The organism is Microbispora sp. CA-135349 (genome assembly GCF_050947365.1).
Taxonomy (GTDB): Bacteria; Actinomycetota; Actinomycetes; order Streptosporangiales; family Streptosporangiaceae; genus Microbispora.
The window spans coordinates 5,938,909-5,953,611 of sequence record NZ_CP192001.1 but is presented as its reverse complement, the minus strand read 5'-3'; the positions used below and the strand labels follow the sequence as shown (position 1 = coordinate 5,953,611).

Genomic DNA, 14,703 nt, shown 5'->3' with positions numbered 1-14,703 from the left:
CCGGCGGGAGTCACCAGGGGAGAGGTTCCAGCTCACGGTCGAGGCGGCGCCAGTCCAGGACCGCGGCGACGACCGGGTGCGCCTCCCCGAGGATCCGGCGGAGCTGCACGAGCAGGGGCTCGCGCAGCACCCGCGCCTCGTCGGTCCGCCTGACGTCGCGCAGGGTGACGGCCAGGTCGGCCTCGCAGATCAGCGTGGTGGGGTGATAGGAGCCGAGGACCGTCCGCAGCCGGTCGAGCGTGTCCCGCTGCAGCTTCTCGGCCTCGGCATAGTCCTGCAGGTCTCCCAGCACGTTGGCCACGTTGACGGCGCACGCGAGCGAGAAGGGGTGATCGGGCCCGAGCTTGCGCCGCAGCGTCGTGAGGGTCCGGGTGCCCAGCGCCCGGCTCTCGGCGAGCTCCCCGAGCTGCCGCAGGTAGATCGTGAGGTTGTTGGCCGCGATCAGCGTGTACGGGTTGTCCGCGCCCAGTGTGCCCTCGTAGCTGCCCCTGACCTCGGAGGCGAGCTCGAACGCACGTCGCCTGTCGCCCGCCGCGGCGAGGTCGCAGGCGAGACTCAGCTTGCACGCGACGGTGTCGGGCGACTCGGGGCCGAAGCGCTGGAGACAGCGCTCGTAGGTCGTCTCCGTGAGCCGCCGGGCCTCCGCGAGCGCGCCGGTCTCCCGCAGGGACACGGCGAGGCTGCGCGCCGTGTTCAACGTGTCGGGGAGCTCGGGGCCGGACACCTCGGCGTAGCTGTCGAGCGTCTCCCGCAGCAGGTCGGCCGACTTCGCGAACTCCCCGGCCTCGCGGATGTCCAAGGCGAGGTTCGTCTCGGACAGGAGCGTGAACGGATGGGCGGGACCGAGCACCTCACGGCGTTTGTCCGCGGTTTCCTGGTCGAGCCGGCGCGCGGCGTTGATGTCGCCGACGTGCCGCAGGGCGACGGCCAGGTTGTTGGCCGCCGCCAGGACGCGCGGATGGTCGTCGAAGAAGAGCTCCTTGGTCCGGGCATAGGTCTCCTGCTCCATCCGCAGCGATTCGGTCAGCTCGCCGAGGGCCCGCAGGTCCGCGGCGAGGCTTCCCGCGGTCTGCAGCGTGTGCGGGTGCGGGTCGGGCAGCACCCGGCGCTGGTCGTCAAGGATCGCCCGGTTGAGATCGCACGCCTCGCGGTACCTGCCCTGGGCGCGCAGCACGTTCCCCATGTGGAAGCGCAGGTAGAGCGTCTGCCGGTCGTAGTCGCCGAGCTTCCTGATCCAGAGCTCCTCCAGTCGGAGGCCGAGGCTCAGCGCCCGGTCGAACTCGCCCCGCCGATACAGGTACCGCACGCGGTCGATCAGCAGCTGCCGGGTCTCCTCCTCGTCGCAGTCCTCCGCATTGGACGGAACGAGGTGCGGCCAGATCTCGTCGTACCGGGGCCAGTTGCCGGGGTCGTCCGTGTCGCCCTCGCGCGGCCGGGCGCCCAGGAGGATGCGGTGCACCTCGTGGACGGTGCGCTCACGCTCGTCGTCGTCCATCTGGTCGCGCAGCACGGCCTGCACGAGCCTGTGCACCTGCACCGAGTTGTTGCGCTGGTCGACCTTGGCGAGGGCGAACCTGTTCAGCTCGCGCACCAGCCGCCCGACCATGATCTTCTCGCGCAGCGAGTCGTCGTACGGGACGAGGCAGCGCACGGTCTCGTCGCCGTACAGCATCGACAGCGACACCGGTTCCGCGGCGAAGAAGGCCAGCAGCTGGAGCAGCCGGACCGCCGCGGGCGACTTTTCCCGCAGGCGCTCGAAGGACACGTTCCAGGTCGCGGCGACCGAGGTCGGGTAGGTCGGGGAGTCCCCGAGCGCGAGCGTCCTGACGGGCTGCTTGGAGAGCTTGTCGACGTACTCGTCGACGCTCATGCCGGTCTCCTGCAGCCACGCACCGGCCTGCTCGATGGCGAGCGGCAGGTCGCCCAGCGCGGCGGCCACCCGGTCGGCGTCCTCGTCGCTGAGATCGGCCACCCGCCGCCGCAGGTGCTCCAGACTCTCCTCCCGGGTGAAGACGTCGATCTCCAGCGGTTTGGCGATCTGCGACCAGGTCTGGCTCCGCGACGTGATCAGCACATGCCCGGAGCCACCCGGGAGATAGTGCTGCACGTCCTCCGCGCTGTTGGCGTTGTCGAAGATCAGCAGCCAGCGGGCGTACGGCTCGCCTCGCCGCAGCGCGTCCTTGGCCGCCAGCGCCGCCTCCGCCAGGTTGTCGCCGGTCCTGATGCCCAGCCGCTCGGCCAGATCGGCCATCGAGCCGTTCAGCAGTTCCGGCTGCTCCGCCGACACCCACCACACCACGTCGTAGTCGCTCATGAAACGGTGGGCGTACTCGATGGCCAGCTGCGTCTTGCCCACGCCGCCGAGCCCGAACAGGGCCTGGGTGCGGCCTTCCTGCACCTGGGTCACCACGGCCTGACTGCCGCCGACGAGCTGGTCCCGCAGCCGCTCCAGCATCTCGCTGCGGCCCGTGAAGGCGGCGTTCCTCGTCGGCAGGTTCACGATGGCCGGCTGGATGCCGGGATACCGCGGCGTCCCTCCCTGCCCGGCGGCCTCGGCCCCCGACGGGCGATCGAGGGCGCGCAGCAGTGCGGCGGCCGCGTGCTGCTCGTCCAACCGGAACAGGTCCAGCGCGGGCGGGTCGGCGTACGACTGCGGGAGCCGTACGTCCGACACCCGGACGGGGACGAGATTGACCGACAGTGCGGCGAGGCCCTCGGCGGCGCGCCACGTCTCGCGTGCCTGCCGCGAGCGCAGGTACGCGGGGGACAGCAGCGCGACCGTGCGGGCCGCCGCCTCAGGGGGCCGCCCCTGGCCGCCCTCGACCTCCTCGCGGTCGCCCCCCTGCGTGCGGACCCGCAGACCCGCCTGGGCCAGCACGGCGGCGATCCACTCCGCCCACAACCGGTCCTCCGGGACGTAGCTCAGGGTGACCTCGTTCGACAGCGACGGGCGGCGCCGGACGAACAGTTCCCGGTAGCTCAGGCGCAGGTCCTCGTCCAGCGGGGAAAGGGACGCGACCCGGCCTCCGGTGATGACGCTCGTGAGCCGCTCGTAGGCGGCCAGCAGCGAGCCGGGGGAGCCGGGCGCGTCGCCGAAGGTCGCCAGGGTCTCCTCGTACGCGTAGAACGGCTTGTAGGGGATCTCGACGGCGCCCCAGTAGTTGCCGTGATCATGGGCGATGCCGCTGGGGAACCCCTCGAACTGGCTGCGGGCGAACGCCCGGCCGGCGTCGAGCTTCTCCTTCTCCGCGTCGTCCACGCGCATGGGGATCGGCAGGATCCTGATACGGCGGTCAGGGAACCGCTCGGCGATCTCCGCCGCGACCCGTGCGGCCCCCTCGATGCTCTGGTCGCTGAGGGTGAAGCAGGTCACCACGGTGTCGGGGAAGTGGACCGTGCAGATGTCGGCGATGTCGCTCAGCCCGGTGCGGCTGTCGATGAGCACGTAGTCGTAGCCGCGCCGCATGTCCACCCGCAGGGCGTCGAGGAACTGCCCTCCGCCCAGCCGCTCGTAGAAGTTGTCCCAGTCGAAGGTGGACACCAGCGAGGAGTAGTCGCGGTTCTGCCGCCCGGCGGGAAGGAAATCGAGAGAGCCGCCGTCGGGGAAGTGGGGCCATTCGACCGACACGACGTGCCGCCCCACGTTCGCGTACTGCGTGTGCCAGTCGGCGGGACGTGGATCGGGACGGGTCGCGGCCCAGGCGAAGTCCTTGATCAGGTCGATCACGCCGGCCGTGCCGCTGATCATCTCCCCGTCCAGGAAGGGACGGAAGAACTTGTGCAGGCCGGGAGACTCCAGGTCCCAGTCCACGACCAGCACGCGGTGGCCGCTGGAGGCGAGGATCCAGGCCGTGTTGGCCAGCGCCATCGTCCTGCCCGTCCCCCCTTTGTAGGAGTAGAAGGTGATGATGTGGCCGTCCCGCAGCTCGCTCATGCCACCCCCTCGCCTCGCGGCTCGGGGTCGCGTGAGCCAGGGGCACGATGTTTCCTGATGCGTTCGTTTCGCTCGCTCATGGCCTCCCCTTCCGTACCGGCGGGTCGTCTGGTGCGGGTTCTTCCGGCGTGAGCGGCCACAGCCGCGGGCGCCCGCTGCCGGGCACCTGCGGCGGGAACGCGCGTCCGTGCCGTAGGTAGGAGTTGCCGGCGGCCTCCACGACCGGCCGCAGCGACGTCTCGAAACCGGCCACGGTGGAGGTGTCGCTCACGGCCCGCCGCGCGGCCGGCCGGCCCTGCGCCAGTTTCGCCGGCAGCAGGGCACGCAGCGCCGCGCGTAACTCCGGCGCGTTCTGGCCGGTCTGGGAGTCGGCGCCGCTCCAGGGCACGACCACGCCCACCCATGGCTTGTCGGCCCGGTCGAACGCCTCGAGCAACGGCCGGAACTGCGGATCGAGGGCCGTCCACACGTCCAGCAGCACGATCCCGGGGCAACTGGCCGCCCCTGCACCCAGCAGTTCCTCATGGTGGTGGAGGAAGGTCCCGACGTCGGGTTCGAAGCCCAGGCGGCGCACGATGTCGGCGGCGATCTGCGCCACGGGCCGAGGGTCCTCGGGGTGATAGGGGTTCCAGTCACACGGGGAGGACCCGTAGAACCGCGCATCCCGCGGTGCCGTACGAGTGGCCGTCGTATGGGCGAGTACGGCTATCAGGAAACGGCGTTCCTCGTCGCGGTTGAAGGCGCTCTTTATGCTGCCGTAGTCGCAGGGCGTGCTCGGCGGGAGCCGCACTCCCTCGGCCACCTCGATGATGCGATGGGCCAGCGCGTCCACTGCGGACTTGTAATGGTCGCGGTATCTCCTGATCTTCATGAGGCCGTACAGGCCTCGTTCGAGATAGTGCGCCCCGAGGTCCGGATGGGTGAATTGAATGGATCTGACCATATCGGGAAGTTCGAAGTCCGGAACCGGAACCCAGAACGCGGGGACGATCACTTCGGGAATGCTCCGGCGCCCGTCCAGATGCAGCCGTCTGCGCAGGTCGAAGGCGGCCCATTCCTTGCCGCACTGCTCGCTCCGGAAGTAGCGCCGCGAGTAGAGGGGGACGAAGACCCGGCAGGTCGCCAGCTCCTTGGCCAGGCGTTTGTCCCACTCGACGCCCGGGGGGATGTCCATGTCCATGAAACCCGGAGGAACGCCCGCGGGCAGGGACGTGTGCTGCAGTATCTCCCGGCACAGCTCCTTGTAGAGCTTTTCCACGGGAAGGTTGGGGTTGTCGTCGTCGGGATGCGTGCGGGGCGTGCGTGCATAGCTGAGGAAGAAATACGGAAGATGGTCTCCAGTACCCGAGGTACCAGCCACCACACCTCCCGCACGCCGCCGGTGCCCTCACTATAAGCTCTCGCTTCAGAGCAGACAGGAATATCGCATTATTCCTCTGCTCGTCACCCGTTTTTCGGACAACCATCGCTCGGCGAAGGCCACGGCCATCGGAAGTGGGAACAGCCTGCTTTCGGCATTACCCACCCGGCCCCGGCTGATCTTTTCGGTCCTTTCCAGTGCGGCGCCGCACTCCGCGAAATCACGGTCGTCCAGAACGACGTCCTCGTAATCGACCCACGTGCGTCGTCCGCGGATCTCGACCACGCATCCGTACCGGGTCTTCGGCGGGTCGAGCCGGTACCGGTACTCCGCCAGATGGAAGGAACTGCACTTGTCGAACCCGACGCCGAGCAACAGCACCATCGCCTCCGTCTTCACCAGTTTGGCCAGCGGCGACTGCTCCCCGAGGTGGCTCTCGAGATCGTGGTCGGCCATGAGCCACCCCGCGTTCCGGCCGACGGCGGCGAAGGAGGTCTGCGGATGCGCGCTGCGGACCGCGCCGTCCAGCGTCCGCAGATGCTCCGACAGCACTCCGCACTCGATCGAGGAGCTCTTCCTGACGTCGAAGGCGGGCATGGCGTCGCGGTACCGTCTCCTCTCCTCGTCGGTCATCCCCCGGGTGGCCTCGCGATAGGAGCGCGATGTGTCCGAGTTGCCGGACGTGAAGGTGGGGACGACGAGGGTGCCCCTGGCGCCGAGGACTCTCAGCAAGGCGCCGGCCAGCGAGGCGACCCCGCCTTCGATCCTGCCGATGCTGCGCAGCGAGGCGTGCACCAGCACGGTCTGACCGGACCGCAGGCCCAGCCGGCGCAGCGACCGGACCAGCGCGTCCTGCCGGAGGGCGCGATCCGCACGGCCGTCGGCCCGGCCCCGTGCCCCCGATGACGGCGGGCCCGTGGAGAGGCGGCCGAACAAGGAGATGAACGCGAGGGCGGACATGGCCAGGTCCGGCATCGCGTCACTCCTGCCGGGAACCCGCGAGCAGGGGCAGGCGGGCGGCGGCCTCGGCGAGCCCCTCGGCGAAGCGACGCCCCATCACCGGCAGCGTGCCGCCGGTGATCCGGCCGATCGTCGTCGCCAGCCGCTCGCGCTCCTCGTCCGCGAGGAAATCGGCGACGGAGAGCAGCCCGTAAGCGTCACACAGCAGCAGTTCGCGGCTCGTGTCGCCGCCGGCGAGATCGAGCAGATCGAGCAGCGCACCGAACTGGGCCCGGTGGAAGTGCTCGACGAGCAGCCGGGCCGTCGTCTCCGGGCCGGCGCCGAGAGGGAGGGCGACCGCGCCGTACGCCGCGCGGCTCGTCGCGCCGTTCGCACCGCGGGGCAGGGGCGTCACCACCCGAAGGCCGGCTCGTACGGCGGCCCGCCGGTCCTCGGACAGGAAGGCCAGCGCGGCGCCGACGACCTCACCCAGGGCGGCGGCCGCCTCGTCGGTCAACCGGTCCTCTACGGGCGTGCCGTAGCAGTCGCGGTAGGCATCGACGTCGTCGAGCAGCAGACGGAGCCCGGCGGCCTCGATCGGGCGGATCGGCTCCCAGAGCGGGCTGTCCTCCGACAGCCACCGGCCGTCCACCCGCACCGCGAACGACCCGTCGTGAACGTCCACCTCTGCGCGGTCCTGGCCGACGGCGCGCATCCGCCCGAGGCCGGGAAGATGGACGAAGGTCCCGCGGACCGGCACCGCGACCTTCGCGGCCAGACCGGTCCGTACGGCGGCGACCGCGGCGACGGCGGCGAGGTGACCGGTGTCGGCGGCGGTGAGCAGGGTGGGGCTGTCCACGCAGCGGGCCCCCCAGGCGTGGACATAGGGGTGACTCAGCAGGTCGTCGACCGCGGCGCGGTCCGCCCGCTCGGCGTCCACGAGGACCGACCACGACTCCTGGTCGCCGGTGACAGCCGCCGCGCGGCGCGCGGCGAGGCGGGCCCTGCTGAGCTGCGGAGCGCGCAGATGGGCGACGTCGCCCGCCGTGGCGGTTCCCGACGCGAGCGAGTCCAGCGTGGCGACCGGCAACCGATGGACGGGAGCCGCCGGGCTCCGCCGGTCGTCAGCGACCAGGTGGGAGATCAGCCGGAAGAGGTCCGGGCAGTAGACCGAGGGATTGGCGAAGCCCGGGCCCGTCCGGTAGCGATGCGCGTAAAGGCCCCCGCCGCAACTGGTGACGAGCGGGCAGCGGCGGCATTCCTCGGCCAGAGAGTCCAGTCCGCCCTGGCGTGCGGCGAAGCCGGGATGTCGCGCGGCCTCGCTAAGAGAGTGACGGAAGACGTCGAATCCGGTCGCGGGCGCGCCGTCGAAGGCGGTCTTGAGCGAGTCGGCCTGCTCGTAGGAGCCGTCGGTCTCCATGACGACGAGGTCGGACGGCCGCAGGCCGAGCGACTCGGTCTGGCTGTCCCCGCCCATCGCGGTCAGGGTGATCGAGTCGAACATCCTGACCGGGACCGGCCTGCCGTCCGCGCGCCACCGATCGTGCACCGCGATCAGCCAGTCGGCGTACGCGGTCTCCCGCCCGGCGGGACGCAGCGGCGGATGGTCCCACGTGGCGTGCGGCAGCAGGAAATCGACACGCGGAGGGCGCAGTGCGACGAGGGCCTCGTAGACGGCGACGGGATCACTGCGTACGTCGATCGTGCACAGCAACCCGGCGTAGAGAGCCGGATAGTGGTCGCGCAGCAGGGTGATCGCCCGGACGACCTGGTCGTAGCTGCTGCGGCCGTCGGCGTACCGGCGGTGGAGGTCGTTGGCCGCGCGGTCGCCGTCGATCGAGACACCGACCTTGACGCGCTCCTGCGCGAACATCTCGCAGAACGCACGCGACAGGAGCACACCGTTGGTATGGATGCGCAGATCGAGGTCGCAGACACCGTCCACCGCCCGGCGGAGCGTACGCGCGAATCTCCGGAGCCGCTCGATTCCGGCGAGGAGGGGCTCGCCTCCATGAAAGACGACGTGCGCCGTCTGAATTCCGTGCTCGACGGCATGCTCCGCGATCCGGTCCGCCACCCGGGCGGCGGTCTCGTCGGGCATCACCATCGGCCGTCCCCGCCAGCTGGTGTCGGCGTGTTCGTACACATAGCAGTGATCACAGGACAGGTCACACCTGCTCGCCACTTTGAGCACGAACTGCCGGAACGGCACGATGGGCGGATGCATTATGAGCGGGCGGAATCAGATGGATGAATTGAACAACACGCCCGAAGTCTCCACGGGATGACCGTCCGTCAGACCGGACAGTGGAGAAGCGGTGACATCGGCGACATGTGTCTCAATCGCATCGTTGTGCATGGCGGCACCTGTTTCTGGGCATGAGAGCAGTAGATATTGGAACCCTGTGGTGCAGGAGAACGCCTGCTATATATCCGCAGGTGAACGCGCCTACGCCGAGGGGAACCAAACCAGGGCAGCCTATCAAGAGAACTATAACGACGGCGTTACAAGTTGTATTCGCACTACTGTAATTTGCCGAAGGCGGGCGTTTTATTCCCCGATATGTCCGATTGGTTATCGGAATTGGCGTAAGGGCTCGTTGAGTGTTTTAGGGGTCTATGGGGTAATCGCCGGGGCGCCGGGGGAAGCCAGGCGGCGCGTGCCGCCCGGCGTGGCCCCGGATAGGGTCAGGGTCGTGACTGAGCCGCTGGTGCGGCGGATGCGGGAGTTCGGTACGACCGTGTTCGCCACGATGACGAAGCTGGCCGTGGAGACGGGCTCGATCAACCTGGGCCAGGGTTTCCCCGACACCGACGGGCCGGAGCGCATGCTCGAGCGCGCGGTCGAGGCCGTGCGGAGCGGCCTCAACCAGTACCCGCCGGGCCCGGGCCTCCCCGAGCTGAGGCAGGCGGTCGCCGAGCACCGCAAGCAGTGGTACGGCCTCGCCTACGACCCCGACGGGGAGGTTCTCGTCACCGTCGGGGCCACCGAGGCCATCGCCGCGGCGATCCTCGCGCTCTGCGAGCCGGGTGACGAGGTGGTCGTCTTCGAGCCCTACTACGACTCCTACGCCGCGGCCGTCGCGCTCGCGGGAGCCGTACGCAGGGCGGTCACGCTGCGTGTCGACGCGGGGCGGTTCACCTTCGACCCTGCCGAGCTGGAGGCCGCGATCACGCCCCGCACCCGGGCGATCCTGGTGAACTCGCCGCACAACCCCACAGGGACCGTGTTCACCCGCGAGGAACTGGAGTGCGTCGCCCGGGTCTGCCTGGAGCACGATCTGATCGCGGTGACGGACGAGGTCTACGAGCACCTCACCTTCGACGGCGTCGAGCACGTTCCGCTCGCCACGCTGCCCGGCATGCGCGAGCGCACGGTCATGATCTCTTCGGCGGGCAAGACCTTCAGCGTCACGGGCTGGAAGACCGGCTGGGTATGCGCCCCGGCGCCGCTCACCGCCGCCGTGCAGACGGTCAAACAGTTCCTCACCTACACCGCGAGCGCCCCCTGGCAAATCGCGGTCGCGTACGCCCTGCGGGAGGAGATGGACTGGGTCGCGGCCCAGCGGGCGGCCCTGCAGGCCAAGCGCGACCGTCTCGCGGCTGGCCTGACCGAGGCCGGCTTCGATGTGCTCCGGCCGTCCGGCACCTATTTCGTGCAGACCGACATACGGCCGCTGGGCTTCGACGACGGGCTGGAGCTCGCCCGGCGGCTGCCCGAACTGGCGGAGGTGGTGGCAATCCCCACCCAGGTCTTCTACGACCACCCCGCACGGGGCCGTCACTTCCTGCGGTTCGCCTTCTGCAAGCGGGACGAGGTCATCGACGAGGCCGTCGCCCGCCTGCGCCGTCTCGGCGGCTGACGGTTTACTCGCTGAGAGTTACCGCTCTTATACTCTCCGGTGATGGTATCAGTGTGATACCGCGCCGTAGCATGGAGGCATGGCTATGACGCTTCGCCTGAGTGACGAGCAGACCGAGGCCCTCCGGCGGCGCGCCGAGAAGGAAGGCCGCAGCATGCAGCAGATCGTCGTCGCCGCCGTGGAGGAGTACCTCGCCCGGCACACTTCCGATGAGGAGGTGCACCGCTTGGGCGTCGAGGCGGTGCGCCGTTGGAAGCCGGTGCTCGACCGTCTCGCCCAGTGACTCGCTTCCTGACCGTCGAGCAGGTTCTGGATCTGGCCGAACTGGCCATTGAGGGAACGCCTCAGCTCCGCGATCTCGGCCTGCTCGACTCGGCTGTGCACCGGCCCCAAGCGCAGATGTTCGACCAGGAGGCATACCCCGATCTCCTGACCAAGGCCGCCGCGTTGCTGCACTCGCTGGCGATCAATCACCCCTTCATCGACGGCAACAAGCGGGTGGCCTGGGTCTCCACCGTGGTCTTTCTCGCCTACAACGGCGTGGAAGTGGACACGGACGACGATTCGGCCTACGACCTGGTGATCGCGGTCGCGTCGGGGAAGCTCACGGAGGTCGACGAGATCGCGGACGTGCTGCGCGGCTTCACCGCCTGCTGAGCACCCGGACCGTGCCCGTTCGGAGGGGGGCAGTGGTGAGCATTCTGGCCGAGGCCCCCGGGAGGGAGCGGGCTCGGCGACGCGGACAGGAGGGCTCCGCATCCGGACCGCTGTCCCGGGCCCCGCACGCGGACCGCATCGCCCGGAGCTTGGCGTAAACGGCCCCGCCGCCCAGTGCCGGGCTTGGTGAAATCTGCCCATGGATGCGGCAGGGGTGGGCGAGACTCGCCAATGAAGGCCCGGGTGGGGCTGGATAGTTTCCCGATGTGGGCGGACGCGTACTGATCGCACTCGGCGGCAACGCCATGACGGCTCCCGATGGGAGCGCGTCACCGGCCGACCAGCGGCTGGCGATCGGTGAGGCGATGGCTCACGTGGCGGCGCTGAGCAGGGCCGGTCACGAAGTGGTGCTCACGCACGGCAACGGCCCCCAGGTCGGCAACCTCCTGCTGAAGAACCAGCTCGCCGCCCACGTCGTGCCGCCGGTCCCGCTCGACTGGTGCGTGGCTCAGACGCAGGGCACGATCGGGACGATCGTCATGAACGCCCTGCAGCGCGAGCTGGGACACGCACGGGTGGCGACGATCGTCACCCGCACGCTCGTGGACCCGGCGGACCCGGCGTTCCACGACCCGGTCAAGCCGATCGGGCGGTACTTCGGCGAGGACGAGGCGCGCCGCTTCGAGGAGCACGGCCAGGTCTGGCGGCGCTTCGAACGCGGATGGCGGCGGGTGGTCGCCTCGCCGCGGCCCGTGGAGATCCTGGACGCCCCCGCCGCCGTCGCGCTCATCGAGGCCCGGTTCACCGTCGTCGCCGCAGGCGGCGGGGGAGTGCCGGTCGTGCGCGGCGCGGACGGCGCGCTGACCGGAATCGAGGCCGTGATCGACAAGGACCTCGCCGCCGCCGCGCTGGCCGCCGCCGTCGGCGCCACCGATCTCGTGATCGCGACGGACGTGCCGAACGCCGTCGTGGACTTCGGTACGTCCCGCGCCCGTCCGATCGGGGAGACGGGTGTCGCCGCCCTGCGCGAGTTGCAGGCGGCCGGCCACTTCGCCGGGGGCAGCATGGGGCCCAAGGTCGAGGCCGCCCTGCGCTTCACCGAGGAAACCGGGGGACGCACCGTGATCACCTCGTTGCACCACATTGGTGCCGCGCTGTCAGGAAATATCGGTACGAGGGTGTACAGAGAGGTGGAGAGATAGTGCCGGATCCGATCGAGGTACGGAAAGTCCCCATCGAGAGCGTCACCGACGCCTCCGGGCTGGCGAAGCTGATCGACGACGGCGTGATCGAGGCCGACCGGGTGCTGGCCGTGATCGGCAAGACCGAGGGCAACGGCGGCGTGAACGACTACACCCGGATCCTGGCCGACCGGGCCTTCCGCGAGGTGCTCGTGGCCAAGGGCACGCGCACCGCCGACGAGGTCGCCCAGGTGCCCCTGGTGTGGTCCGGTGGCACGGACGGCGTCCTCAGCCCGCACGCGACGATCTTCGCGACCGTCGACCCGGCCAAAGCCGTACGGACCGACGAGCCGCGGGTGAGTGTCGGCGTCGCGATGAGTGAGGTGATCCTCCCCGAGGACATCGGCAGGCCCGCGATGGTCGAGAAGGTGGCGGCCGGGGTGCGGGAGGCGATGAAGATCGCCGGCATCGACGATCCGGCCGACGTCCACTACGTGCAGACCAAGACCCCGCTGCTCACGCTGTCCACGATCACCGACGCCAAGGAGCGCGGCCGGACGGTCGTCACCGAGGACACGCTCAAGTCGATGGACATCTCCAACTCCACCACGGCGCTCGGCATCGCCGTCGCGCTCAGCGAGATCGAGATGCCGTCGGCCGAGCAGATCCACAAGGACCTGTCGCTCTACTCGTCGGTGGCGTCGTGCTCAAGCGGCGTCGAGCTCGACCGGGCCCAGATCGTGGTGGTGGGCAACGTACGCGGGATAGGCGGGCGCTACCGCGCCGGACACTCGGTCATGAAGGACGCCCTGGACACCGACGGCATCTGGGAGGCGGTCCGGAGCGCCGGGATCGACCTGCCCGAGCGCCCGCATCCGAGCGACCTCGGCGACCGGCTGGTGAACCTGTTCATCAAGTGCGAGGCGGACCCGTCGGGCCGCGTGCGCGGGCGGCGCACCATCATGCTCGACGACTCCGACGTCCATTGGCACCGCCAGATCAAGGCGACCGTCGGCGGGGTCGCGGCGAGTGTGACCGGCGACCCGGCCGTGTTCGTGTCCGTGGCGGCGGTCCACCAGGGCCCGTCCGGTGGAGGCCCCGTCATCGCCGTCGCCGACCTCGCGTGATCATGTAGTTTGTCGCACCGGTGCCGCCCGACCTGCACCGAGAGCCTCGATGACCACGCAGGAAATCGAGGCGGACGTACCCTCGGCTGCGGTGCCGTCCGCCGTGATCTCGCGGTCCGGAGGCGGCCTCGGCCGGGGGTAGGGTCGGGAGACGTGCCAACGATTCCGCAGCCCCTGCGCCCCGACGACGACGGCGGCGCCGACGCGCCCGTCGCGGCGGTGCTGTCGGCGTTCCAGGCCGGTACGGCCACGGCGGCCGACGTCCTGGCGGCACTCGCCGGGACCAGGTTGCTGGTGCCCGTGGTCGCGCTGCTCACCGAGTCGGAAGTGGGGGAGCACGGCCTGCGCCAGGAGAAGGAGAGCGAGATGGCCCTCCCGAAACTGGTCGGCAAGGACGGCCGTGAGGCCGTGCTCGCCTTCACCGGGACCGAGCCGATGCGCAGGTGGCGCCCGGACGCCCGTCCGGTGCAGGCCACCGCGCCGCAGGTCTGCCAGGCGGCGCGGCACGAGAGCGCCGCGGCCGTGGTCGTCGACGTGGCCGGACCGGTCCCGTTCGTGATCGAGGGCGGCATGCTGCAGGCCCTCGCCACCGTGGAGGAGGCCAAGAGGGACGCCTCCGCTGTGGACCGCCTCGCCCGAGAAGTGCCGGACGCCACCGTGGCACGTCTCGGCGCTCAGGAGGAGCGGCGCCGCGGCCGCTGGTGGAGCCGCCGCCGCGCCTGAGCCGCTTCGACGGCAACGCGTGCCCGCCCGGCTCGCGTGGCCCGGCCCTTTCCGTGCGATCGGCCGGGCGAAGGCGCGTCGTCCACAGGAACGCGTCCGTCCACAGGAAAGCACGCGTCCGGGCACACGGTGGCGTGCGGGCGTTAGTGTCGGCCGCGTGTCCTTAGTCGTCCTCGCCGCCGCCGTCCCCGGCCTGATCGCGGGAGCGTACGCCCGGGCGGTCGCCGCGCAGTTCGCGGCACGGCCAGGAGGCGAACCGGACGACCGCGGTGAGGATCGGGACGATCGAGAGAACCGCGGTGAGGGCCGGGAGGATCGCGGCGAAGGCCGTGAGGACCACCGGAAGGAGGCGCGGCGAGCCTTCGCGGCGGCTGCCCGCGCCGTGCCCCTGCCCCGCCCGCCGTACGTGGTCGAGGGCGCGACCGCGCTGGCCACGGCGCTGGTGATCTGGCGCGTCCACGACGGCTGGGTGGTGGCCGCGTGGCTGTACGCGGTGGTCGCGGGCGCCGCGCTCGCGGAGATCGACCGCAGGACGTGGCGCCTGCCCGACGCGATCACCCTGCCGTCGTATCCGATCCTGCTGGCCCTGCTCGCGCCGTCGGGCCGCCTGCTGCCCGCGCTGGCGGCGGGCTGCGCGCTCGGCGCCGTCTACGCCGTGCTGTGGTTCGCCCGCCCCACGGGCCTCGGGCTCGGCGACGTGAAGCTGGCCGGGCTGATCGGCCTGCTGACCGGAGCGCTCGGCGCGCAGGCCACGGTCGTGGCGGGGATGGCGGGTCAGATCCTCGGCGCGCTGTACGCCCTCGGCCTGCTCCTGGCCCGCAGGGCCACCCGCGCGACCGAGTTCCCGTTCGGTCCGTTCATGCTGGCGGGGGCACTCGTGGCGGTGGCTTTTCCCGGGACATAGCACACACGGTTTTTC

The 14,703-nt window shown here is 70.5% G+C and carries 11 protein-coding genes; 7 read left to right on the top strand and 4 right to left on the bottom strand.

Translation table 11 applies throughout. The features are described 5' to 3' along the window. Positions 1-10: 10 nt before the first annotated feature. The 4 genes from fxsT to ACQPZZ_RS27320 form a co-directional block, all read right to left on the bottom strand. A complete protein-coding gene (fxsT, locus tag ACQPZZ_RS27335) occupies positions 11-3,934 on the bottom strand; it encodes an FxSxx-COOH system tetratricopeptide repeat protein (RefSeq protein WP_432923710.1) in 3,924 nt (1,307 codons plus the stop codon). 76 nt (positions 3,935-4,010) lie between these two features. Beyond that, positions 4,011-5,294, bottom strand: coding sequence for a TIR-like protein FxsC (locus tag ACQPZZ_RS27330; RefSeq protein WP_432923708.1), 1,284 nt, complete (start codon positions 5,292-5,294; stop codon positions 4,011-4,013). A gap of 45 nt (positions 5,295-5,339) precedes the next feature. Beyond that, positions 5,340-6,269 (bottom strand): aminoglycoside N(3)-acetyltransferase, encoded by a 930-nt coding sequence (locus ACQPZZ_RS27325; protein WP_432923706.1) that lies wholly within the window; start codon positions 6,267-6,269, stop codon positions 5,340-5,342. Positions 6,270-6,273: 4 nt separating this feature from the next. Continuing rightward, positions 6,274-8,460, bottom strand: a complete 2,187-nt coding sequence (locus ACQPZZ_RS27320; protein WP_432923704.1) for an FxsB family cyclophane-forming radical SAM/SPASM peptide maturase — start codon at positions 8,458-8,460, stop codon at positions 6,274-6,276. Positions 8,461-8,929: 469 nt separating this feature from the next. Here ACQPZZ_RS27320 and ACQPZZ_RS27315 point away from each other — a divergent pair, with 469 nt between their 5' ends. The 7 genes from ACQPZZ_RS27315 to ACQPZZ_RS27285 all read left to right on the top strand — a co-directional run bounded on the left by ACQPZZ_RS27315 (position 8,930) and on the right by ACQPZZ_RS27285 (position 14,688). Further along, positions 8,930-10,096 carry a pyridoxal phosphate-dependent aminotransferase gene (locus ACQPZZ_RS27315; RefSeq protein ID WP_432923702.1) on the top strand — a complete coding sequence of 389 codons (1,167 nt, stop codon included), beginning with the start codon at positions 8,930-8,932 and terminating at the stop codon, positions 10,094-10,096. Between the two features lie 79 nt (positions 10,097-10,175). After that, positions 10,176-10,379 carry a ribbon-helix-helix protein, CopG family gene (locus ACQPZZ_RS27310; protein WP_432923700.1) on the top strand — a complete coding sequence of 68 codons (204 nt, stop codon included), beginning with the start codon at positions 10,176-10,178 and terminating at the stop codon, positions 10,377-10,379. Then, positions 10,376-10,753, top strand: a complete 378-nt coding sequence (locus ACQPZZ_RS27305) for a type II toxin-antitoxin system death-on-curing family toxin (RefSeq protein ID WP_432923698.1) — start codon at positions 10,376-10,378, stop codon at positions 10,751-10,753. The genes ACQPZZ_RS27310 and ACQPZZ_RS27305 overlap by 4 nt, the downstream gene beginning before the upstream one ends. Positions 10,754-11,019: 266 nt before the next feature. After that, complete coding sequence (locus ACQPZZ_RS27300; protein ID WP_363638817.1) at positions 11,020-11,955, top strand: carbamate kinase; 936 nt, start codon at positions 11,020-11,022, stop codon at positions 11,953-11,955. Continuing rightward, complete coding sequence (locus tag ACQPZZ_RS27295) at positions 11,955-13,061, top strand: ring-opening amidohydrolase (RefSeq protein ID WP_432923696.1); 1,107 nt, start codon at positions 11,955-11,957, stop codon at positions 13,059-13,061. The genes ACQPZZ_RS27300 and ACQPZZ_RS27295 overlap by 1 nt, the downstream gene beginning before the upstream one ends. 153 nt (positions 13,062-13,214) lie before the next feature. Further along, entirely contained in the window at positions 13,215-13,784 is a 570-nt protein-coding gene (locus ACQPZZ_RS27290; RefSeq protein WP_432923694.1) for an SseB family protein, read from the top strand. A 157-nt stretch (positions 13,785-13,941) separates the two neighbouring features. Beyond that, positions 13,942-14,688: a prepilin peptidase gene (locus tag ACQPZZ_RS27285; protein WP_432923692.1), complete on the top strand. Its 747-nt coding sequence runs from the start codon at positions 13,942-13,944 to the stop codon at positions 14,686-14,688. Positions 14,689-14,703: the final 15 nt, after the last annotated feature.

Coding starts and splice junctions, on each gene's coding strand:
- ACQPZZ_RS27310 (WP_432923700.1), top strand. CDS start 10,176: ATGGCTATGACGCTTCGCCTGAGTGACGAGCAGACCGAGGCCCTCCGG.
- ACQPZZ_RS27325 (WP_432923706.1), bottom strand. CDS start 6,269: ATGCCGGACCTGGCCATGTCCGCCCTCGCGTTCATCTCCTTGTTCGGC.
- fxsT (WP_432923710.1), bottom strand. CDS start 3,934: ATGAGCGAGCTGCGGGACGGCCACATCATCACCTTCTACTCCTACAAA.
- ACQPZZ_RS27320 (WP_432923704.1), bottom strand. CDS start 8,460: ATGCATCCGCCCATCGTGCCGTTCCGGCAGTTCGTGCTCAAAGTGGCG.